Here is a 21,701-nt window from a genome sequence, read left to right as displayed (position 1 = left end):
CCAATGGCCAACCCGGCCGCGTACCGGGACGTTGCCAGCAGCGCAAAGTCATCGGTTTTGCCAAGCGTGCGGCATTGAGATGGGACAGGAAGGTGGCCTATGGCGCTGAGCCTTGATCTCAAACGCGCCATCTGCGACACCGGCAAGGCGCTGCAGTTCAGCCCGACAGAGTTTTCCCAGCTTCTGCGCGAACAATTGATGCTCCGAAGGCCGGGCATTGCTTGTCAACAATGGCTGCCCCACCGCCATGTCGACGCACCCCGTTCGGATGATCCTCAAATACCGCGGCAACTGGGCCAAGGCATCCCAGGCGCGCAGCTCGTTAGCCGATGCTTTCGGATACCGGACACGCCAGGTATCCCAAAGTTGACCCGTGTGGCCAATCGGTAGTCGTTGTGGTGGTGGGTACGCAGCAGGCGCGCTTCTATCCGACGCAGTCAGCTGCTTCGGTGCCTACCCGGCCATGCACCCAGCGAATCAGCGGCCTAACTCGCACGGGCGGCGGGTGGTTTGACATTCCAAGCACGAAGCCGCGATGTACCACCCGTCGAGGGGGTGGATAGCCACCCGGCCCTGATCAGCCCGGGGGATTGTCAGTTACCGGTTCAGCGCCAGCAGCCGCTCGGGCGTGCCCACATCGGTCCATGCCCCGGTGTACAGCTCGGCCGACACCCGCCCCTGCGCCATGGCCGCGCGCAGCAGCGGCGCCAGCGCAGCCTTCACGCCCAGCGGGTTGCCCAGTGGCACATCACACCAAGGCGGCGCAAACAGGGCGGCGCGGTACAGGCCGATGGTGCTGTAGGTGAATTTCTCAGGTGCGTCGTTCAGCGCCAGCGCGTTCGCCAAGCCAAAATCGCCCCGCGGGTTGTGCGCCGGGTTGGGCACCAGCCACAGATGGGCCAAGTGGTCGCTGGCCCTGAAACGTGCCACGGCCTCGGCATCAAACACAAAGTCAGGCGCAAACACATCACCTGCCAGCACCCAGAACACCTCCCCCAGCTGCGGCAGCGCCCGCGCAATGCCGCCCGCCGTTTCCAGCGCACCGCCAAAGTCCACGCCTTCGTGGGAGTAGCGCAATGGGAGTTGCTTCTGTATTGATAGCTTCTCCCGCTCGCTGGATAGAGGCTGAAGCACGAAAATATTATGAAACGTGTCGCTGATTTTCTCCCCCAGCCAGGCCGTGTTCACCATCACCTCGGCACAACCACCGCGCGCCAAGGCTTCGAGCGGCCACTGCATCAGCGGCTTGCCGCGCACGGGCAGCAGAGGTTTGGGAATGGTGTCGGTCAAGGGGCGCATGCGCTCGCCCCGCCCCGCCGCCAGCAGCATGGCTTTGATGGGGGTCGTCGACGGCGAAGTCTGGGGAGGCGGCGTGGGTGCTGAGCTCATGGGGGGGTCTGGGTTAAGGATCAACGCATGCCGACACTCACTTTGCCAAATGCCGCTTGCGCCTCACGCGGCAGACAGCGCCAGTAGGCGGGGGTGGCCTGCACCGTGCCACCCAGCGCAGCCGCCGCCAGCCAGCCCCAGCGGGGTTGGTACAAAAACGCACGGGCCAGAGCAATCAGATCGGCATCCCCGGCCTGCAATATCGCCTCGGCCTGGGCCGGCTCGGTGATCAAGCCCACCGCCATGGTCAGCAAGCCACTGGCGTCACGCACCTGGCGCGCCAGCGGCACCTGGTAGCCCGCGCCCAAAGGGATTTTTTGCTGGGGAGAAACGCCGCCTGAAGAGACGTGAATGAAGTCGCACCCCACCGCCTTCAGCCGCTGGGCGAGCACCCCGCTTTGCTCACCGTCCCAGCCGCCCTCGACCCAGTCGGACGCTGACAGGCGCATACCCAGCGGTCCTTTGAACACCGCCCGCACCGCGGCAAAGACCTCCATCGGGAAGCGAATGCGATTCTCGAAACTGCCACCGTACTCATCGTCCCGGTGGTTGGCCAGCGGGGACAAAAATTCATGAATCAAGTAACCATGGGCGCCATGCAGCTCCACCGCTTCAATGCCCATCGCCTGGGCGCGCTCGGCGGCCCGCACAAAGGCCGCTTTGATCTCAGCCATGCGGGCCAGACTCAGGGCGGTGGGTGGCGGCTCGCTTGGCAACTGAGACTCTGCTGACGGGCCAAACGTCTCCCAGCCACCCGACTCGGCTGCCAACAATTGGCCGCCCTCCCAAGGCAGGGCGCTGGAAGCCTTTCGGCCGGCGTGCGCCAGCTGAATACAAACCGCGGTATGCGGTGCCAACCGGCGGGCACGCTGTAGAGTGTCGGCCAACGCCGCTTCGGTGCGCTCGTCCCACAGGCCCAGACAGGCGGGGGTGATGCGGCCCTCAGGCAGCACGGCAGTGGCTTCAATCGTGAACAAGGCTGCACCACTGTTGAGCAAATTGCCCCAGTGCATCAGGTGCCAGTCGGTGGCTTCGCCATCGTGGGCGTTGTACTGGCACATGGGGGCCACCACAATGCGGTTTGGCAGGGTTAATCCGCCGTTGGGTGAGGGCAAGGTCAGTGGGGAGAAGAGGAGACTCATGGGAGTGACTTTGTTGTGGATTTTTGACGGACAGAAACAGCGCTCTCGGCGGGCGAAAACAGCGTGTTTTGTAGCACACACGCCTTCCAAAAAATCGCCGTGAAATCACGCCCCCTTAAAATACCGGGTTTTCCCCCCTCACCCCAGAACTACCCGGAGTTGGCAGCCATGTCCGAAACACAACAAACAGAACAACCAAGCAGCGCCACCGGCGTGAGCCGCGCCGACATGGCCAACGCCATTCGCGCCTTGTCGATGGACGCGGTGCAAGCTGCCAACTCGGGCCACCCAGGCGCGCCAATGGGCATGGCCGACATGGCCGTGGCTTTGTGGGGAGACCACCTCAAGCACAACCCCGGCAACCCCAACTGGATCGACCGCGACCGCTTTGTGCTGAGCAACGGCCACGCATCCATGATGCTGTACTCGGTGCTGCACCTGACTGGCTACAAGCTGCCCATGGTCGAGTTGAGAAACTTCCGCACCCTGCACAGCAAAACCGCCGGTCACCCCGAGCATGGCGTGACACCGGGCGTGGAAACCACCACCGGCCCTCTGGGTCAAGGCATCACCAATGCCGTGGGTTTTGCCCTAGCTGAAAAGCTGCTGGCACAAGAGTTCAACCGTGACGGCCACGACGTCGTCAACCACAACACCTACGCCTTCATGGGCGACGGATGCCTGATGGAAGGTATCAGCCACGAGGCCGCCGCTTTGGCTGGCGCGTGGAAGCTGAACAAGCTGATCGCCCTGTACGACGACAACGGCATTTCCATTGACGGCCAAGTGGCCCCCTGGTTCATTGACAACACCGCCCTGCGCTTTGTGGCCTACGGCTGGAACGTGCTCGGCCCCATCGACGGCCATGACGCCGAATTGGTAGCCAAAACTATTGCTGAGGCCAAGACTTGCGCTGACAAGCCCACACTGATCATCTGCAAAACCGCCATCGGCAAAGGCAGCCCGAACCGCGCCAACACCGCCAAGGCTCACGGCGAGCCTTTGGGCAACGACGAGATTGCCCTGACCCGCGAAAGCCTGAACTGGCCGCACGCGCCGTTTGTCATTCCAAAATCTATTTACGCGGCTTGGGACGGCAAGACGGCCGGCGTGGCCGCCGAGAAGGCATGGAACGCCAAGTTTGCAGCCTACAAAGCAGCGCACCCCGCGTTGGCCAAAGAACTGGTTCGCCGCATGAAGGGCGAATTGCCCAAGAACTTCCACCAAGTGGCTGTGGACACCGCCGTGGCCGCCCACACCAAGGCTGAAACCGTGGCATCGCGCAAAGCGTCGCAGATCGCTCTGGAAGCCTTCACTGCCGCCCTGCCGGAAATGCTGGGTGGTTCGGCCGACCTGACTGGCTCCAACCTGACCAACACCAAAAGCACGCCCAACCTGCGCTTTGACTCCCTGAGCGGCATGGGCAATGGCGGGCGCCACATCAACTACGGCGTGCGCGAGTTCGGCATGGCAGCCATCATGAACGGCGTGGCCCTGCACGGGGGTTACATCCCTTACGGCGGCACCTTCCTGACCTTCAGCGACTACAGCCGCAACGCCATCCGCATGGCAGCCCTGATGAAGCTACGGGTGGTGCATGTGTTCACCCACGACTCCATCGGTCTGGGCGAAGACGGCCCCACCCACCAGTCGATCGAACACGCAGCCTCCCTGCGTCTGATTCCCAACCTGGACGTGTGGCGTCCGGGTGACACGGCTGAAACCGCCGTGGCCTGGGCCGTGGCTCTGCAAAACAAGACCAAGCCAACCGCTTTGCTCTTGTCACGCCAGAACATCAACTACGCCCCCAAATCCGGCATGGGTGACATTAGCAAGGGCGCTTATGTGCTGGCTGAGCCGTCCGAGGTGGGCATGAAGAAAAAAGCCCAGGCAATCATCATTGCCACCGGCTCTGAAGTGCAGCTGGCTTTGAAGGCGCAAGAAATTCTTGCTACCAGAAAGATAGCTGTTCGCGTCGTTTCCATGCCCAGCAACACCACATTTGACCGACAAGATGCGGCTTACAAGAGCACTGTTTTGCCGGCTGGCACACCGCGCGTGGCGGTGGAAATGGGCGTCACCGAAGGTTGGTGGAAATACGGCTGCGCGGCTGTAGTCGGCATCGACACTTACGGCGAATCCGCCCCCGCACCGGTGCTGTTCAAGCACTTCGGTTTCACGCCTGAAAACGTGGCCGATACCGTGGAAAAAGTGTTGCGCAAAAAGTAATTGAGCGGGGCCTTCGGGCCCGGGTTTCATGTTTTAACTAGTGGAGAAAAGCAAATGACGATCAAGATTGGTATCAACGGCTTCGGCCGCATTGGGCGCATGGTGTTTCGTGCTGCCATCCAGAACTTCAAGGACATTGAAGTCGTGGGCATCAATGACCTGCTGGAGCCAGAGTACCTGGCTTACATGCTGCAGTTTGACTCGGTGCACGGCCGCTTCAAGGGCGATATCGCCGTTGAGGGCAACCACTTGGTCGTCAATGGCAAGAAGATCCGCCTGACCGCCGTCAAAGACCCCGCCGAGCTGAACTGGTCTGAAGTCGGCGCTGACGTGGTGATCGAGTCCACCGGCCTGTTCCTGACCAAGGAAACCGCTCAAAAGCACATCACGGCGGGTGCCAAGAAGGTCATCATGTCCGCGCCCTCCAAAGACGACACTCCGATGTTTGTCTTCGGCGTGAACGACAGCACCTACGCGGGCCAGGCCATCATCTCCAACGCCTCGTGCACCACCAACTGCCTGGCCCCAATTGCCAAGGTGTTGAACGACAGCTTCGGCATCAAACGGGGCCTGATGACCACCGTGCACGCGACTACCGCGACCCAGAAGACCGTCGACAGCCCGTCCAACAAAGACTGGCGCGGTGGCCGTGGCATTCTGGAAAACATCATTCCTTCCAGCACCGGCGCTGCCAAAGCGGTGGGCGTGGTGATTCCTGAGTTGAACAAAAAGCTCACCGGCATGTCCTTCCGCGTGCCCACCTCCGACGTGTCGGTGGTGGACTTGACCGTGGAGCTGCTCAAGGAAGCCAGCTACGCTGACATCTGCGCCGCCATGAAGGCCGCCTCTGAAGGCCCCATGAAGGGTGTCTTGGGCTACACCACTGACAAAGTGGTGTCCACCGACTTCCGTGGCGAGAGCTGCACCTCCGTGTTTGACGCCGACGCCGGCATGTCTCTGGACAGCACATTTGTGAAGGTCGTGTCTTGGTACGACAACGAATGGGGCTACTCCAGCAAGTGCCTGGAAATGGTGCGCGTGGTCGCCAAGTAAACGCATCCTTTGACGCACCCGGCTTGCGGGTGATGTCAGCGAATGCCGAGGCCTGACTCAGTGACTGAGTCAGGCCTTTTTTGTGGGCGCGTGGTGGGTAGACCCAGGCAATGGGACTCAAAAAGCCCCGTTTTCATGGCGAATACACGACCTACAATTCGCGCGTGGTTGGCCCCCTGCCGTTCTGTGACGGTGTCGTGGCGGCCGGTATCCGGGGATACGATGATGAATCAGGACTATTTGGGATTTCTGGCCGCGGCCCTGGGCTTGCGGCTGTTCAGCGTCGGCACGACCAGCGTAACCGTGGGCGCCCTGTTGTTGGCGATCATCTTCATTGTCGGCATCTGGTCATTCGCGAGTCTGCTGGAGCGCAGCCTGCACCGCCTGACCCAACGTTATGAGGACGAGCCCTGGAAGTTCGCCCGCATCCATATGCTCAGCCGTTTGCTGCGTTATAGCGTCTGGGTGTTTGGCACCATCATCGGCATGAACTACCTGGGCATCGACCTCACCAGCATTGCGCTGCTGGGCAGTGCCTTGGCGGTGGGTCTTGGATTTGGCCTTCAAAACGTTTTCAGCAACTTTGTTTCAGGCGTCATCATTTTGCTGGAGCGCAGTCTGAAGGTCGGCGATTTTGTGGAACTTGAATCCGGCGTGCGCGGCCATGTGCGGGAAATCGCCATGCGCTACACCCGCGTCAGCAGCAATGACTCGCTTGATGTGCTGGTGCCCAATTCCGAATTCATCAATGGCCGGGTCGTGAACTGGACACTGGACGACTCCTACCGGCGCATGCACATTCCCTTTGGCGTGGCCTATGGCACGGCCAAGGAGTTGGTGCGGGAGGCCGGCATCGCCGCCGCGCTCAAGGTGCCCGGCGTGGTGCACCACAAGGAGATGCAGACGGCGGTCTGGCTGGTGGCGTATGGCGACAGCTCAGTGAATTACGAGCTGATTGTCTGGGCCGACCGCGATCTCACGACCCGACCCGCTTCCACCCATGCCAAGCTGATGTGGGCACTGGACGATGAGTTGGCAGCGCGCAAGATTGAGATTCCCTTCCCGCAGCGGAACTTGCATGTGCGCTCCGGCACGCTCAACGTACGCATGGACACCAGCGCGCCGCAAACGAACCCCACATCAGCACCACCCGGTGAGACCCAGGCTTAAGCGCCGGTAACCGGCCGCTCACTGGCCTGATAGTTCATGATGGGCAGCGAATGGCCCACCAAGTTGTGGCGCATGGTGGCCCGCGCCGAATTGCTGCCACAACACAGGATGCGATCGTCCAGTTGCAAGGGCGTATCCAGGGCGGGACGCAGCATGCGCTCCTGGCCGCGTTGCAAAAGAAGCGGCACGGCTTGGAGAGGATCGCCGCTCCCGTCGGCACGTGTCAATAACTGCCCAAGAGTCACCGTCTCCGAACCCGCCATAGCGCGGCAAACCGTGCGGGCTTGCGCGGGGCTGATGGTCACCGACCAGGACTCAACCACTTCTTTGCCAATGACGTCGCGCATGGTTTGCAGCAAGTCAGCCGCCCAAGCCTCGTCCTCGTCGCGTGCTCGGCGCAAAAAGGTGGCCAACTGGGGGGCACGAATCACCCGCAACACCTCGCCCGCCAGCACATAACCCGACAGCATGACCAGGTCCACCGGCGCCGCACGGAAGATCAAGCTGTTGCGACGCTGGGTTTGGCGGGCGACGATGAAGAGGTCCTTGTTCATGCCCCGGCCCGCCAGCGCAATGGCCAGGTTGTCAATATCAACCGCTGTGCCGCCCACGAGTGCGCTGGCCTCTTCGGCACCGGCTTCGCGCAACACGGCGGGATCCGTGGGGTCACCCTTCAGGTGATGCGCATCGACCTCATCCTCCGTCAACTCCGGGTCAATCACGACGCTGTCAATCTTCAGCCGCTCAAGCTGGCGGTGCAACGTACGGGTAAACAGGCCAGTGCCACACAAAATCCAGCGCCCGGTGGGCAACTGCGGGGGCTCGTTCATGGCTGTGCCGGATTGGGTCGTCAAGCTCTCGTAGATCACATGCAGACTCGGCGTGCGAATGGAGAGTGCCACCCGTTCGGCAAAGGTGTCATAGGGGTTGATGATGTGGTCCGCACCGGCCGCTGCCATGCGGGCATGGGCGGCGTGATAGCGAACCGCACTGAGCACAGGAATGTCCGGGCTCAATAGTCGCGCCGTCAGGGCAATTTTGGTATTGACGAAATCGTCACCGGTCAAGGCCAGCACGCCTGCGCAGTAGCCGCTCGTCAAACCGGCCAACACCAGCGTTTTGGGGTCACTGGCATCGCCACACAGGGCAGGCACGGCCAAAGAGAGTTCGTCCACCTCGACTGAATCCACACGGGCTGACTCCGTGTCAATGACAACAATGTGAGCGCCGTCCTGCGCCAACTCACGGGCCACCCGGTTGCCGGCGTCGTCGTAGCCGCAGATCAGATAAAAAGGTTGGCTCATGTGCCGCACGGCGCGCGCCACCGCATTTTCATCCGCAATGCGACGAAACAAGGGGTCCTGCAACACGCTGAACAAACCACCAATGGCATACAACCATGCCACCACCGTGCCATAAATCGAGGCCGTGGCCCACAAGCGCTGTGCGTCCGAAAAAGGGTAAGGAATCTCCCCCAGTCCAATGGTGGTGCCCAGAAAGCTGACAAAGTAGAACGAGTGAAGAAAGCTCATCGTCCACGGCTGCCCCTCTGGGTCTACGCCGGGAACCAACGTAAACCCCAACACAGCCACCGCATACACACAGATCAGGATCGTCAATGGCTTGCGCAAACGGCGCAACAAGATGAAGATGCCGTGGCGGGTCCGCGAAGCGGGGTAGCTCATCGTCTCAGGTTGGCCATCTCAATAATCAACAACACCACCGAGACGACATTGGCCACTGCCGCGCCGATGGCCAAAGAGATCACCGTCACCGTTTGGTGCTCATTCAGTTCGACTCCTGATTGGCTGTACAGACCCCATGCGACGGCCGCAGCGATCAGTTGCAAATCGGCAATCAGGCTGGTGGCCAGCATGGTCGACCCCAAGGGGGACCGGTCGCCAAACTTCATCACCGTGGCGATCAGGCTCACAACCACGGCGGCAAACAGTTCGTAAATGTTGTGATGCTGAATGTTGGCAATGTCGCCGACGATGAAACCCACGTTCAGCGTCAGCGCCAGAACAATGACAAAGGCAAACAGGACACGTTCAGTGCTCATGGATCAGTCCGATAGGTGTAAGAGGTCCGCTCCGGGCGGATCTTCTATGGATTTGGCAAACAACAGGCGCCACCACCGGCGGTGCGGCTGCGCAAACATCAATTCGACGCTTAACTGTTGATGTAGTGGGTTAATTGGGAGATGGTTTGCTCGTGCTCGGCAATGATGTCGTCCATCAAATCGCGCATCGAGATCAAGCCCAACACAGTGGCGCCGTCCACCACCGGCAAGTGCCGGATTTTCTTTTGGCTCATCAAGGCCATGCAGTCGCGGGTGCCGGTTTTCGGCGTGACGGTGAATGGGTTCCCCGTCATGATGTCTGCGACTGTGGTTTCCTTGGAATTTTTCCCTTGCAGGGCCACTTTGCGTGTGTAGTCCCGCTCGGACACCACACCCACCAATTTGTCCTGGTCCATCACGAGCATGGCGCCCACACCGTGATCAGCCAGAAGTTGAAGCGCGACAAACACCGTGGTTGACGGGCTGACCTGATAGGCGGTCGATTCGCGCCCTTTGAGCAATTCCTGTATGGGTTTCATCAAAACTCCCTTCAATTGAGTCAAGCCGAATGCACAAAGTGATTAATCTGTAATGTAACGCCAAGCAGCGGGGTGCAAGTAGCCCAACCACTCGATCCCCACGAACTCTTGTCGCCATAATACGCCTGTAGCTTAGTCAATCAAGCGAAATCAGCTATCTTTTGTATAGCAACATGCCAATGACCGAAATGAAACCATTCGAAATTGCCCGTGAGACCCTTAAACAGCTCACGGCACGGAAATTGACCCCAACCCCCGCCAACTACCAGTTGGTTTACAGCGAGGTCTCGGGGATTCCGCTCGAGCCCCCTTTTCCCCAAGACCGGCTGCGCGACATTTCCCAGGCCTTGCCAACCAAGACACCCGGGCAGCAACGCCAAAAGGGCTTGCTGGACTCCGCCATTGGCAACCTCAATTGGGAAGGAGTGAAGGCCGCCCTGATGGCATACGGTGGATTCAGCCCTGCCGCGGTCGCCCCCGCAGAGCCCGTCAAACCGGCCGTTGCCTCCACACCGGAGCCTGCCACAACCGCAGCAACCACAGCGACGGCGCCTGCGCTCACCACCGACTTTTTTGAACAGATCGCCCGCATGGTGGAGTACGCCTTGCCAGCCCTGGGCACCGACGACGCCCGTTTCAACGAACAGGCGACCAACCTGTTGACCGCCATGCGCCAGCCCGGCGCCAGCCCGGTGACTTTGAAATTGATGCTGGCCAACTTTGGGCACCGTGTGTCCTTCGCCGCCGAAGAGCAGGTTGCAGTACACAAAACCTTGCTGAAACTGCTGAACCTCATCATCAAAAACATTGGCGAGTTGAGCATCGAAGACAGCTGGCTGACGGGCCAGATCGGCTCACTGCTGACGGCCTGCGCGCCACCGATGACCTTGCGCCGCCTGGACGAAGTGGAGTCGCTGCTCGTCGACGTCATCATCAAACAAAAGGAGACCATGGGGCAGACCCTGCAGGCGCAGGAAGAAATGCGCCTTTTGCTCGCCACATTTGTGGGGCGATTGACGACCATGACAGAGACCACCGGGGAGTTCCGCAACACCCTGGAGGAAAACGGCCGTCTGATTGAGCAGGCCAAAACCATCTCGGACATTGCGCCTGTATTAAAGACGGTCATTGGGGCAACGCGGGCTATGGCCCGCGACAGCCAGGCCATCCGGGACGAGCTCAACGGCATGCGTGAGAAAGCACTCGCCACCGAAGTCGAGCTCGCCACCCTTCATCAGGAACTGGACCGGGCCAGTACCCAGGCTCGTCATGACCCCCTCACGGGCGCGTTGAACCGAAAAGGGCTGGACGAGGCTCTGGAGCGTGAAGTGTCCAAGGTACGTCGCACCAACACGCCCCTGTGCATGGCCTTGCTTGACATCGACAACTTCAAAAACATCAACGACAAGTTGGGCCACGCCACTGGCGATGCAGCGCTCACCCACCTGGCCAAGGTGGCACGAGACGCCATGCGGCCTCAAGACACGCTGGCCCGCTACGGCGGCGAAGAATTTGTACTTTTACTGCCAGACACCGCGCAAGACAAGGGCATTGAGGCCATGACCCGGCTTCAACGTGAACTCACCAAGCACTTCTTTATGGCCGGAGCTGAAAAGGTGCTGATCACCTTCAGCGCGGGGGTGGCGCAAATGAACAGCGATGAAACGGGCATTGAGGCCATTCGCCGAGCCGATCAAGCCATGTACCTGGCCAAGCGGTCGGGAAAGAACCGCGTGCTGGGCGCCTCATGAAAGGAGTACCAACATGAGCTATTTGCTGCTTGGATTGCTGATTTTCCTCGGCATTCATTCGGTTCGCATCGTCGGCGACGACTGGCGCACCCGCACACGCGAGCGCATGGGCCCCTTGGTCTGGAAGGCGATTTATTCGCTGTTGTCGGTGCTGGGCTTCGCGCTGATCGTCTGGGGCTTTGGCCGGGTCCGTCAAATGCCAACTCAACTTTGGAGTCCGCCTTTCAGCCTGCGTCATGTGGCCGCTGCGATCAATCTAGGCGCTTTTGTATTGCTGGCGGCCGCCTACGTGCCGGGCAACAGTATCAAAGCACGAACGCACCATCCCATGGTGCAGGGAGTAGTGATGTGGGCAGTGGCACACCTGATGGCCAACGGAAATCTAGGCCAAATTTTGCTTTTTGGTTCATTTCTGGCCTGGGGCGCACTGGACTGGATCGCATCTACTCGGCGGGACCAGCGCCAGGGCATCCATTACCCGTCCGGCACGGCGGGCGCAACCGCAGTGACCGTTGCATTGGGCGTGGGAGCCTGGGTTATTTTCACTTTATGGCTGCACGGCCTGTTGATCGGCGTGCGGCCCTTGGGTTGACGGCAAATATTGGAGAACCATGAGCATACGCAATCTTGACGCCCTGTTTGACCCCGCATCGGTGGCCGTTTTCGGGGCCTCCCAACGCATCGGCAGCGTGGGGGCCACGGTTTGGCGCAACCTGAGTTCAGGCCAGTTCAAGGGCAAACTGTATGCCGTCAATCCCAAACACAGCAACCTGGGCGACGCTCCGGTGTGGGCTCGGGCCGCTGACCTGCCCGAAGCGCCGGCGCTGGCCGTCATCTGCACGCCTGCGGCCACAGTGCCGGGCTTGATCGAGGAACTCGCCGCCTTGGGAACCAGGGCCGCTGTGGTGCTGACGGCGGGCATGGACGCCTCACAAAAGAAGGCCATGCTGAAGGCCGCCAAGCCTCATCTTTTTCGCATTCTCGGCCCCAATTGCATTGGCCTGCTGGTGCCGCACCATGGCGTCAATGCGAGCTTTTCGCACGTCGATGCTTTGCCGGGTGAGCTCGCGTTTGTGTCGCAATCTGGCGCGCTGGTCACCGCCATGCTGGATTGGGCCAAAGGACGGGGCATTGGCTTTTCTCACTTTGTGTCCCTGGGCGAGCATGCCGACGTCGACTTTGGCGACATGCTGGACTATTTGGCCAGTGATGCCAAGACCCGGGCCATTCTTCTGTACGCCGAGTCGCTGGATTCGCCCCGCAAGTTCATGTCGGCGGCCAGAGCCGCAGCGCGCAACAAACCAGTCATCCTGGTCAAGGCAGGACGCTCGGCTCAGGGGCAGTTGGCAGCGGCGTCCCACACGGGCGCGCTGGCAGGCTCGGACATGGTCATCGACGCGGCCATTGACCGGGCCGGCATGCTGCGGGTCAACACCCTGGACGAACTGTTTCTGGCGGCGCAAACCCTGTCGCGGTTTCGCACTAATACCAGCGAGAGCATCACCGTCTTGACCAACGGTGGCGGTGCGGGTGTCATGGCGGCGGACGCCGCTGCCTTCGCCAACGTCAACCTCTCGGTATTGAGCGAGGCCACTCAAAGGAAGTTAAGCGAGGTGCTGCCAGCCAATTGGTCTCACGCCAACCCGGTAGACATCATTGGGGACGCGCCCGTGTCGCGCTACGTTGATGCAATGAAAATCCTCCTTGCCGACCCCAACGCGGGCGCCATTTTGTTCATTCACGCACCCACCGCCATTGTCCCCAGTGCCGACATCGCGCACGCCCTGGCGCCACTGGCACAACCAGGACCGGGGGAGCAACCCCGGGTGATGAGTTGCTGGCTGGGTGACGAGGCGGTGGCAGAGGCTCGCCAGTTGTTTCAAGACGCGGGCGTGGCCAACTTTGACACGCCCGAGAAGGCCGTCCGGGCTTTTTCCATGCTGACGCGCTACCGGCGCAACCAAGCGGAACTGACCGAGGCGCCTCCGGCCTTGATCGGCCAGGGCCCACCCCCAGACTGGGCCCAAGTGCGTGCAGTGGTGAAATCCGCACTAGACAACGGGCGCGACATGTTGACCGAGCTTGAAGCCAAAACCGTGCTGGCCGCCAGCGGCATACAAGTGGTCCCCACTCAACGGGTTGACGCGAACGCGGATGCCGCCAGCGCCGCCGCGCTGGCCATGGGTTTCCCGGTTGTGCTGAAAATTCTGTCTGACGACATTTCTCATAAATCGGATGTGGGTGGGGTGGCCTTAAACCTGCTGGACGAAGCCGCTGTTCGGACCGCCGCCAACACCATGCTGGCCCGCGTTGCCCAGCAATTGCCCACGGCGAGGATTCAGGGCTTCACCGTGCAAGCCATGGTTCGGCGCGAACACGCCCAGGAGTTGATTGTGGGCAGCACCATTGACCGGGCATTCGGACCCGTGATTCTGTTTGGCCAAGGAGGAACCGCAGTTGAAGTCATGGCAGATCGGGCGGTGGCATTGCCCCCTTTGAATGTGTCACTGGCCAAGGCCCTCGTCGCCCGAACCCGGGTGTCCCGACTTTTGGCCGGGTGGCGCGACACCCCGGCAGTGGACGAGGCCAGCGTGCACCAGGTTCTGGTTGCCCTGTCTCAATTGATCGCGGAAATTCCCGAAATCGCCGAGTTGGATATCAACCCTCTCATTGTCAATTTTGAAGGCGCGGTGGCGTTGGATGCCCGCATTCGCCTGAGTGCCCAGGCCCCCGCAGGGGCTGAGAATTTCGCCATTCGCCCTTACCCGGCCAACCTAGAGGAGCAGCTGGACTGGCAGGGGCGTCAAGTGTGCTTGCGGCCGATTTGCCCCGAGGATGAAGCATTGCATATGGAGTTTTTACAGGCGCTGAGCCCCGAAGACATTCGAATGCGGGTTTTTTACAGCAAACGCACGATGGAGCGCAGTGAGCTGGCCCGGCTGGTGCAGATTGACTACGCCCGGGAGATGGCATTTGTGGCGGTGGCCACTGACGAAAATGGCAACCGACAAACGCTGGGAGTGGTGCGCGCCCTGTCGGACCCGGACAACGAAGAGGCCGAATTTGGCGTCATCGTGCGCTCCGAGCTGAAAGGCGGGGGACTGGGCCTGCTCTTGATGCGCAAGCTGATTGCCTACCTGCGGAGTCAGGGCACCTCTCGCTTGGTCGCCCATGTCCTCGACCAAAACGACCGAATGCTGAAGCTGGCCAACGCGCTGGGGTTTAAAGAAATCACCCAGGAGCGACACGACGACGGCACGACGCGCATCACCCTGCCTCTTACTTGATGTCCATGGCCCACTGAATCAGGTATTTGGCCAAGAAACCGACCATGCCAAAGGCCAGCCCCAGAAAGATGACAAAAGTGCCGAACTTGCCGGCCTTGGACTCCCAGGCCAGCTGTCCGATGATGAACAGTATATAAACAATGAAAGCACCAATGCCAAAGGACAGGCCAAACGCGGCAATCTGTTCCTCACTGAACCCCCACATCAGCCATTCTCCCGACCGGGTTCATCGCGCTCAGGCACGCCTGACACATCAACCAAATCACGGTAGGCGTGCCAACTGGCATGACCCAGCATGGGAACCACGGCGATCAGCCCCAACATGGCCGAGCCCAAACCCAGCAAGGTGAAGCCCATGATGAGGGCCGCCCACAGTGCCATCGGCAAGGGGTTGGCGAGTACAACGCGCCAGCTTGTCAGCACCGCTTGAAGCAAGGTCACCCGACGATCCAGCAGCAGCGGAATCGCAACCGCAGTCGACGCAAAAATGGGGGCGGCCAGCAGGCCGCCCACGGCCAGCCACAATTCAAACAAGAAGCCGTTGCGCGCCAAGATGATGTGCTGGACAAACTCCATGGGCGTACCAATGTGCACAGGCGTCAACAACGTGATCAACGCCGCCGATGTCAGCATCCAGCCCGTACCAGCCAGCCCCAGCAGGGCACCAAACTGCACCAGACACCAATAGTCGTTGCCCCACTTGCTGAAATGGCCGTTCTGCCAGCTCAACCATGTTTTCAGGACCACATGAAAGCCCACTTGTTCGCCCCGCTCAATGGCACGACTCAGCGCATACAGACTGGTGGCCAAAATGGGCGCCACCACCAGAAACCCTGAAAAAGCACCGGCGAGTAGCCAAAAACGGTCATGAGCTAACGCCACAATAACCAAGCCCCCCAGCGCCAGTACCAACCCGTGCGCAAAACTCACCCATCCGCAGCGGGCAATGTCGCGCCAGGCCCGCAGCAACCAGTCCAGGGGCTGAGCCAGCGTGATCGTGTGCACGCGCAGCTCTCTCGATGCGGGAGTCGGGTGCGGGGAGACCGGAGACGGGGAAGCGGGCATGGATGATTCCAGTTTAAAGCGGAGCGGCCGGTGGGCGCTTGACGCACATCAAGCACCGGTCGGGCAAAACCAACCCGGCCCAGAGTCGCCAAGCATAATGCCAGCTTTCCATGCTGAGGTCCCAGTCATGTCACGCCCTGTTCTCGATGAAAACCAGATTCACCCGGCCATTCGGGAAAAGGTGGCCGGCCACGAGCAATCGATTGTGAGCGAGGTTAAAGCTGCCGTAGTCACCCACGCGGTCGTGGTGGTGGGCATGGGCATGAACCCCGCGCCCAAATCAGCGCGCAAAGCGCTGGACGCCGCCGGTGTGGCCTACCACTACATGGAATACGGCAACTATTTCAACACCTGGCGTCGGCGCAATGCGCTGAAAATGTGGACCGGCTGGCCCACGTTTCCCATGGTATTTGTGAACGGGTCCCTGGTTGGCGGTGCCAGCGACCTGGTCAAATTGATCAATAGCGGTGAGTTGACTCCCTTATTGGCCACCAAAAAATAAGCCGAACCTCGCTGTTCGCAAGGCCCGGCTCATAGAGGGTTGGCTTTAGGGGGCGTGCCCCCCAGGCCCAAGTTTAAGAGGCCTCTTTCTTGGGGTGCATCATGCCGCCCTTGCCATCACGGTGACCCTTTTGATCGCCTCGGCCATGGTCTTGGCGCATGGCTTTTTCGTCAAACACCTTCTTCTGCTCAGGCGACAGCGTGGCGTAAAAAGCCTTGGTGGCGTCAGCGCGCTGATCCATGGCGGCGCTCATCACTGCGTGTTGCTCCGTGCGCATGGTCTTCATCTTGTCAATGCGCTCGGGCGTGGTCAATTTGGCCATGTCTTCGCGGCTGGGGCGCTTAATCATGCTGTCGGCAGGCGGCGCCATCGTAGTGGTGAACTTGGTCCAGTCGGACTCTTGAGCCGCCGTGATCTTCAGGGCCGTCTTCAACTCTGCTTGGTGCTTGGCCATGCCGGCCTGCATTTTTTCAGGGTTCATGTGGCCCATGCGGCCTTCACTTTGGTGCATGCCCTGACCCATCATGCCGCCCTCATCGGGACCGTGGCTGCCGCCTGAGAATGCAGAGAACCCAGCCGTTGCCAACAAAGCTGCGACCAAAACAGGCTTAAACATCGATTTCATATTCATTTCCTTCCGTTAGGACTGACGCTCCGAACTGGCATCAGCTTGGGGACAAGTGTGCGTGGCCTGTGTATCGGGGGAATGACATGCGATGAAGGCTATGTAAAGTTGCGTCAATTTTTTGATACCCGCATTTGATGGGATGATTGCACGCTCTGAAGTAGCAGCAATGAATAGAAGGGTTCCATGTTCAAGAATGTGATCGTGTATCGAATCGGGCCAGATTGGTCCGCCACCGTGGCGCAAATCGAGGCCAGCCTGGACGCTGAGCGCTTCGTCCCCTGCGGTGCCTCCCAGGAAAAGGCCATTGGCTGGACTGAGCCACGCGGTGAGGCCCATGGCCCACTGGCTGAGTCCGTCGGAGGACAGGTCATTTTGAGGTTGATGGTGGAAACCCGCTCCCTGCCCGGCACCGTCATTACCAAAAAGGCCAAAGAGCGGGCCGCCCAGATTGAAACCACCACCGGGCGCAAGCCGGGTAAAAAAGAGCTGCGTGACATCAAGGAAGACATCAAGCTGGAATTGATGCCACTGGCTTTTACCAAAGAGTCCTCGATGCTGGTCTGGATTGACCCCGAAGCCCGCCTGCTGGTGCTGGGCGCCGGTAGCCAGGCCCGCGCGGACGAAGCCGTGACCCTGCTGGTCAAGGCGCTGGCAGGCTTTGCCGTGACGCTGATCAACACCAATGTGTCTCCCACCGCCGCCATGTCGGAGTGGCTGATCTCGCAGGAACCACCCCCTGGCTTCACAGTGGATCAAGAATGCGAGCTCAAGGCCGCCGACGAGACCAAAGCCGTGGTGCGTTATGCCCGCCACCCCTTGGACACGGAAGAAGTCAAACAGTACGTAGAAGCAGGCAAACTCCCCACGCGCCTGGCGATGTCCTGGGACGACCGCGTCTCTTTCATGCTGACCGAAGGTATGCAGATCAAGAAGATCTCGTTTCTGGATGTGGTGTTTGAAGGCAACAAGACCGGCAAAGACGACGGGTTCGACGCCGACGTGGCGATTGCCACCGGTGAGCTGAGCAAAATGATTCCCGACCTATTCGAAGCCCTGGGCGGCGAAGTGGCGCTGGGACAGGTCGCCCCCCTGTAAAACTCGGACCTCCTCTGAGGAGTCCTTAAAACCCTGACCCAGTCGGGGTTTTAAGGATAAGTCATTAGACGACCGGTCTATTTCAGCCATAATGCAAACCATGGTCACCGAACAACTCAGCGCCAAACACCACATTCTTGACTGCGGAGAGCGTCTGATCGCGACCAAAGGGTTTGTGGGTGTGGGCCTGTCCGAGATTCTGAGCACTGCCAACGTGCCCAAAGGCTCGTTCTATCACTACTTCAGCTCCAAGGAGCGGTTTGGTGAGGAATTGCTCAATCGCTACATGGACGGTTATTTGGCACGTCTGGACAGTTTGCTCAGCGATGACGGCACACCGGCCCGCGCGCGCTTGATGCGCTACTGGTCGTACTGGAACGTCCAGCAGTGCGGCATTGCCGCTGACGGCAGCGCCATCAATGCCAGCCCCAAGTGCCTGATCGTCAAGCTCAGCGCCGAGGTGGCGGACATTTCTGAAGCCATGCGACTGACCCTGCGAGACGGCACCGACCGCGTGGTGCAACGCATTGCCCAGTGCTTGGAAGAAGCCCGCACCGATGGGTCTGTGCCCTCCACGCTGGCGGCCGATGACACCGCGTTGACGCTGTATGAGCTGTGGCTGGGTGCCAGTTTGCTGGCCAAACTGCGCCGCGACAGCAGCCCGTTTGACCATGCCTTGCGCAGCACCGACGCTTTGCTGGGACCGGACGCGTAAGCCATGCAGGCTTTGGTTTTGAAACCATTGCACCTCTAGTTGACCGGTCTATTTTTAACCTTTTCGTTTCTCCGTCACCTCAACCCTAAGGACTGCCATGTTGAACTTTGATTTCCACAACCCCACCCACATCGTGTTTGGCAAGGATCGCATCGCCGATATCGCCAAACTGGTACCCGCCAACGCGAAGGTGCTGATTCTGGTCGGTGGTGCCAGTGCCGAAAAGACAGGCACCCTGGGCGAAGTACGCCAAGCGCTGGGTGCGCGCCAACACGCAACATTCAGCGGTATTGAGCCCAACCCTAGCTTTGACAACGCCATGCTGGCCGTTCAGCAAGTACGCGACGGTGGCTTTGACTTTCTTCTGGCTGTGGGCGGAGGCTCGGTCATTGACGCTACTAAATTTATAGCTGCTGCCGCACTGTTTGAGGGCGATCCTTGGGATATTTTGATGAGCTGGGGTGGCAAGATCACCCAGGCTCTGCCGTTTGGCACGGTGTTGACCTTGCCCGCCACCGGCTCCGAGATGAACAATGCCGCCGTCATCACCCGCCGCGACATTGGTGCCAAGCGGCCGTTTCGCAGCCCCAAGGTCTTTCCCTTGTTCTCGGTGCTCGACCCCACCAAGACCTACACACTGCCCTTGCCGCAAATAGCCAACGGCGTGGTGGATGCCTTTGTGCACACCATCGAGCAATACCTCACCTACCCGTCCAACGCCCTGGTGCAAGACCGCTTTGCCGAGAGCCTGCTGCAAACCCTGATCGACATCGGCCCGCGCCTCTTGAGCGCCCCGGAGCCGGTGTATGAAGACCGCGCCAACCTGATGTGGACCGCCACCCTGGCCCTGAACGGCCTGATTGGTGCCGGCGTGCCACAGGACTGGGCCACCCACATGATTGGCCACGAGCTGACCGCGCTGCACAACATCGACCACGCCCGCACGCTGGCCATCGTACTGCCGTCACTGCTGCAAGAGCGTCGTGTGCAAAAGCGCGAGAAGCTGTTGCAATACGGCGAACGGGTGTGGGGCATCACCACGGGCACGGAGGAGGAGCGTGTCACGGCCGCCATTGAGAAAACCCGTGCCTTCTTTGAGCAAATGGGCATACCCACCCGCCTGAAGGACTACGGCCTGGGCGCCAAAGACATTGACACCGTAATCAGCCAACTGGAAGAGCACGGCATGACCCAGCTCAGCGAACACCGCGACCTCACACCGGCCATCAGTCGCCGCATTCTTGAAGCCGCGCTCTAAATCGGCTTCCCCTTCAACCTCATTTCAGGACGTCTCACCATGACCCAATCCACCACCGAAAACCGCCAGATTCAACTGGCTTCCCGCCCGGTTGGCGCCCCCACAGCGGCCAACTTCAAACTGGCCGACACGGCTGTCCCCGTCGCCGGCCCTGGCGAAGTGCTGCTGCGCACTGTGTACCTGTCTCTGGACCCCTACATGCGGGGACGCATGAGCGATGCCGCCAGCTACGCCGCCTCGGTGGCCATTGGCGCACCCATGGTCGGCGCCACCGTGTGCAAAGTAGAAAGCAGCCAGAACGAGAAATTCGCTGAGGGCGACTGGGTGCTGGCCTACACCGGCTGGCAAGACTTTGCCGTGTCCGACGGCACCGGCCTGACCAAGCTCGACCCCAAAATGGGCCCGGCGTCTTACGCCCTGGGCGTGATGGGTATGCCCGGCTTCACCGCCTACATGGGCTTGCTCGATATTGGCGCACCCAAAGCAGGTGACACCGTGGTGGTGGCCGCTGCAACCGGTGCCGTCGGCTCCGTGGTCGGCCAGATCGCCAAGCTCAAGGGCTGCCGCGTCGTCGGCATTGCCGGCGGTGCAGAGAAGTGCCGCTCTGCTGTCGAAGACCTGGGTTTTGATGCCTGCATTGACCACCACAGCGACGACCTGGCGGCGCAATTGGCAGCGGCTTGCCCGAAAGGCATTGACGTGTATTTTGAGAATGTCGGTGGCAAGGTGTTTGACGCCGTGCTGCCCTTGCTCAACACCGGTGCCCGGGTGCCGGTGTGTGGACTGATTGCCCATTACAACGCCACCGAACTTCCTTCGGGCCCTGACCGCACGCCCGTGCTGATGCGCACCCTGCTGACCAAGCGCATCCGCATGCAAGGCTTCATCATTTTTGATGACTACGGTCACCGCTACCCCGAGTTTGCCAAGGACATGGGCCAATGGCTTGCTACGGGCAAGATCAAGTTCCGCGAAGACATCGTCGACGGTCTGGAGAACGCACCGCAAGCCTTCATGGGCCTGCTGGAAGGTAAAAACTTCGGCAAACTGATTGTTCGCGTTGCCAAAGACTGACCCTTTTTTAACCCCTAACCCCTTACCACTCACCAGGAATTCACATGAAAAAAGTACTGATCGTTTTGACCTCCCACGACCAACTGGGCACCACTGGTGCCAAGACCGGCTTCTGGCTGGAAGAGTTTGCTGCGCCCTACTACGCACTCAAAGACGCCGGCGTGGCCTTGACGCTGGCCTCACCACTGGGTGGCCAGCCCCCCATCGACCCCAAGAGCGATGACCCGGCTTCCCAAACCGAAGCCACCATTCGCTTTAAGGCCGACGCCCCTGCGCAAGCCTTGTTGGCCAGCACGCTGAAACTGAACGACGTGTCGGCGGCTGACTTTGATGCCGTGTTTTACCCCGGCGGCCACGGCCCCTTGTGGGATTTGGCCGAAGACGCCACCTCCATCGCCCTGATTGAAACCATGTTGAAGGCCGGCAAGCCGGTGGCTGCGGTATGTCACGCCCCAGCGGTGCTGCGTCACCCCAAAGGCGCCGACGGCAAGTCGGTTGTCAATGGCAAAAAGGTCACCGGTTTCACCAACACCGAAGAGGAAGCCGCCGGTCTCACCGCCGTGGTGCCTTTCCTGGTGGAAGACATGCTGACGCAAAACGGAGGCGTGTACTCAAAGGCCGCTGACTGGCACCCGCATGTGGAAGTGGACGGCTTGCTGATCACCGGCCAAAACCCGGCGTCGTCCGAGCCAGTGGCACACGCCTTGCTGGCGAAACTGGGCTAATCCCAGCGCCCGCCAGC

At 60.4% G+C, this 21,701-nt stretch carries 21 protein-coding genes; 13 read left to right on the top strand and 8 right to left on the bottom strand.

Translation table 11 applies throughout. The annotated features are described in order from the left end of the window. Positions 1-99 precede the first annotated feature (99 nt). Entirely contained in the window at positions 100-390 is a 291-nt protein-coding gene (locus J8G15_RS14990; RefSeq protein ID WP_210543045.1) for a hypothetical protein, read from the top strand. 207 nt (positions 391-597) lie between these two features. Here J8G15_RS14990 and J8G15_RS14985 read toward each other — a convergent pair whose 3' ends face one another. Next, positions 598-1,329, bottom strand: a complete 732-nt coding sequence (locus J8G15_RS14985; protein WP_210547608.1) for a sugar phosphate nucleotidyltransferase — start codon at positions 1,327-1,329, stop codon at positions 598-600. Positions 1,330-1,409: 80 nt separating this feature from the next. Next, positions 1,410-2,531: an NADH:flavin oxidoreductase/NADH oxidase gene (locus J8G15_RS14980; RefSeq protein WP_210543043.1), complete on the bottom strand. Its 1,122-nt coding sequence runs from the start codon at positions 2,529-2,531 to the stop codon at positions 1,410-1,412. Positions 2,532-2,699: 168 nt separating this feature from the next. Between J8G15_RS14980 and tkt the strand changes: the two genes are divergently transcribed. The 3 genes from tkt to J8G15_RS14965 all read left to right on the top strand — a co-directional run bounded on the left by tkt (position 2,700) and on the right by J8G15_RS14965 (position 6,983). Then, the gene (tkt, locus tag J8G15_RS14975; protein ID WP_240538314.1) at positions 2,700-4,760 is read left to right on the top strand and encodes a transketolase; all 2,061 of its coding nucleotides are present in this window, start codon (positions 2,700-2,702) and stop codon (positions 4,758-4,760) included. Between the two features lie 54 nt (positions 4,761-4,814). Further along, positions 4,815-5,813: a type I glyceraldehyde-3-phosphate dehydrogenase gene (gene gap / locus J8G15_RS14970; RefSeq protein WP_210543041.1), complete on the top strand. Its 999-nt coding sequence runs from the start codon at positions 4,815-4,817 to the stop codon at positions 5,811-5,813. Between the two features lie 222 nt (positions 5,814-6,035). Then, the gene (locus J8G15_RS14965; RefSeq protein WP_210543039.1) at positions 6,036-6,983 is read left to right on the top strand and encodes a mechanosensitive ion channel family protein; all 948 of its coding nucleotides are present in this window, start codon (positions 6,036-6,038) and stop codon (positions 6,981-6,983) included. Here J8G15_RS14965 and J8G15_RS14960 read toward each other — a convergent pair. The 3 genes from J8G15_RS14960 to J8G15_RS14950 all read right to left on the bottom strand — a co-directional run bounded on the left by J8G15_RS14960 (position 6,980) and on the right by J8G15_RS14950 (position 9,584). Beyond that, the gene (locus J8G15_RS14960) at positions 6,980-8,668 is read right to left on the bottom strand and encodes a TrkA family potassium uptake protein (protein WP_210543037.1); all 1,689 of its coding nucleotides are present in this window, start codon (positions 8,666-8,668) and stop codon (positions 6,980-6,982) included. The two genes, J8G15_RS14965 and J8G15_RS14960, sit on opposite strands and share 4 nt — an antisense overlap. Next, positions 8,665-9,045 carry a DUF6394 family protein gene (locus J8G15_RS14955; protein ID WP_210543035.1) on the bottom strand — a complete coding sequence of 127 codons (381 nt, stop codon included), beginning with the start codon at positions 9,043-9,045 and terminating at the stop codon, positions 8,665-8,667. The genes J8G15_RS14960 and J8G15_RS14955 overlap by 4 nt, the downstream gene beginning before the upstream one ends. A 110-nt stretch (positions 9,046-9,155) precedes the next feature. Further along, positions 9,156-9,584, bottom strand: a complete 429-nt coding sequence (locus J8G15_RS14950) for a CBS domain-containing protein (RefSeq protein WP_210543034.1) — start codon at positions 9,582-9,584, stop codon at positions 9,156-9,158. A gap of 179 nt (positions 9,585-9,763) precedes the next feature. On the opposite strand from J8G15_RS14950, the gene J8G15_RS14945 reads away from it, so the two are divergent. The 3 genes from J8G15_RS14945 to J8G15_RS14935 are packed head-to-tail and all read left to right on the top strand — an operon-like array spanning position 9,764 to position 14,622. Further along, positions 9,764-11,335 carry a GGDEF domain-containing protein gene (locus tag J8G15_RS14945; protein ID WP_210543033.1) on the top strand — a complete coding sequence of 524 codons (1,572 nt, stop codon included), beginning with the start codon at positions 9,764-9,766 and terminating at the stop codon, positions 11,333-11,335. A gap of 13 nt (positions 11,336-11,348) precedes the next feature. Next, positions 11,349-11,927: an NnrU family protein gene (locus tag J8G15_RS14940; RefSeq protein ID WP_210543032.1), complete on the top strand. Its 579-nt coding sequence runs from the start codon at positions 11,349-11,351 to the stop codon at positions 11,925-11,927. A 19-nt stretch (positions 11,928-11,946) separates the two neighbouring features. Next, entirely contained in the window at positions 11,947-14,622 is a 2,676-nt protein-coding gene (locus tag J8G15_RS14935) for a bifunctional acetate--CoA ligase family protein/GNAT family N-acetyltransferase (protein ID WP_210543031.1), read from the top strand. Here the strand turns inward: J8G15_RS14935 and J8G15_RS14930 are convergent. Beyond that, positions 14,615-14,827 (bottom strand): DUF2788 domain-containing protein, encoded by a 213-nt coding sequence (locus tag J8G15_RS14930; RefSeq protein ID WP_210543030.1) that lies wholly within the window; start codon positions 14,825-14,827, stop codon positions 14,615-14,617. The two genes, J8G15_RS14935 and J8G15_RS14930, sit on opposite strands and share 8 nt — an antisense overlap. Continuing rightward, a complete protein-coding gene (locus J8G15_RS14925) occupies positions 14,827-15,687 on the bottom strand; it encodes a DUF2189 domain-containing protein (RefSeq protein WP_210543029.1) in 861 nt (286 codons plus the stop codon). Before J8G15_RS14925 ends, J8G15_RS14930 begins: the two co-directional genes overlap by 1 nt. 127 nt (positions 15,688-15,814) lie before the next feature. On the opposite strand from J8G15_RS14925, the gene J8G15_RS14920 reads away from it, so the two are divergent. Further along, positions 15,815-16,189 (top strand): glutaredoxin domain-containing protein, encoded by a 375-nt coding sequence (locus tag J8G15_RS14920; RefSeq protein ID WP_210543028.1) that lies wholly within the window; start codon positions 15,815-15,817, stop codon positions 16,187-16,189. 73 nt (positions 16,190-16,262) lie between these two features. Here J8G15_RS14920 and J8G15_RS14915 read toward each other — a convergent pair whose 3' ends face one another. Continuing rightward, the gene (locus J8G15_RS14915) at positions 16,263-16,814 is read right to left on the bottom strand and encodes a Spy/CpxP family protein refolding chaperone (RefSeq protein ID WP_240538313.1); all 552 of its coding nucleotides are present in this window, start codon (positions 16,812-16,814) and stop codon (positions 16,263-16,265) included. 186 nt (positions 16,815-17,000) lie between these two features. Between J8G15_RS14915 and J8G15_RS14910 the strand changes: the two genes are divergently transcribed. The 5 genes from J8G15_RS14910 to J8G15_RS14890 all read left to right on the top strand — a co-directional run bounded on the left by J8G15_RS14910 (position 17,001) and on the right by J8G15_RS14890 (position 21,684). Next, positions 17,001-17,912, top strand: coding sequence for a recombination-associated protein RdgC (locus J8G15_RS14910; RefSeq protein ID WP_210543026.1), 912 nt, complete (start codon positions 17,001-17,003; stop codon positions 17,910-17,912). Positions 17,913-18,012: 100 nt separating this feature from the next. Beyond that, positions 18,013-18,627: a TetR/AcrR family transcriptional regulator gene (locus J8G15_RS14905; RefSeq protein ID WP_210547606.1), complete on the top strand. Its 615-nt coding sequence runs from the start codon at positions 18,013-18,015 to the stop codon at positions 18,625-18,627. 97 nt (positions 18,628-18,724) lie between these two features. After that, entirely contained in the window at positions 18,725-19,885 is a 1,161-nt protein-coding gene (locus J8G15_RS14900) for an iron-containing alcohol dehydrogenase (RefSeq protein WP_210543024.1), read from the top strand. A gap of 39 nt (positions 19,886-19,924) precedes the next feature. Then, positions 19,925-20,959 carry an NADP-dependent oxidoreductase gene (locus tag J8G15_RS14895; protein ID WP_210543022.1) on the top strand — a complete coding sequence of 345 codons (1,035 nt, stop codon included), beginning with the start codon at positions 19,925-19,927 and terminating at the stop codon, positions 20,957-20,959. A gap of 44 nt (positions 20,960-21,003) precedes the next feature. Beyond that, positions 21,004-21,684: a type 1 glutamine amidotransferase domain-containing protein gene (locus J8G15_RS14890; RefSeq protein WP_210543020.1), complete on the top strand. Its 681-nt coding sequence runs from the start codon at positions 21,004-21,006 to the stop codon at positions 21,682-21,684. Positions 21,685-21,701 lie beyond the last annotated feature (17 nt).

This window comes from Rhodoferax sp. PAMC 29310 (assembly GCF_017948265.1).
Lineage (GTDB): Bacteria > Pseudomonadota > Gammaproteobacteria > Burkholderiales > Burkholderiaceae_C > Rhodoferax.
Note: the sequence above shows the minus strand (reverse complement) of the source record. Positions and strands in the feature narration are given on the sequence as shown.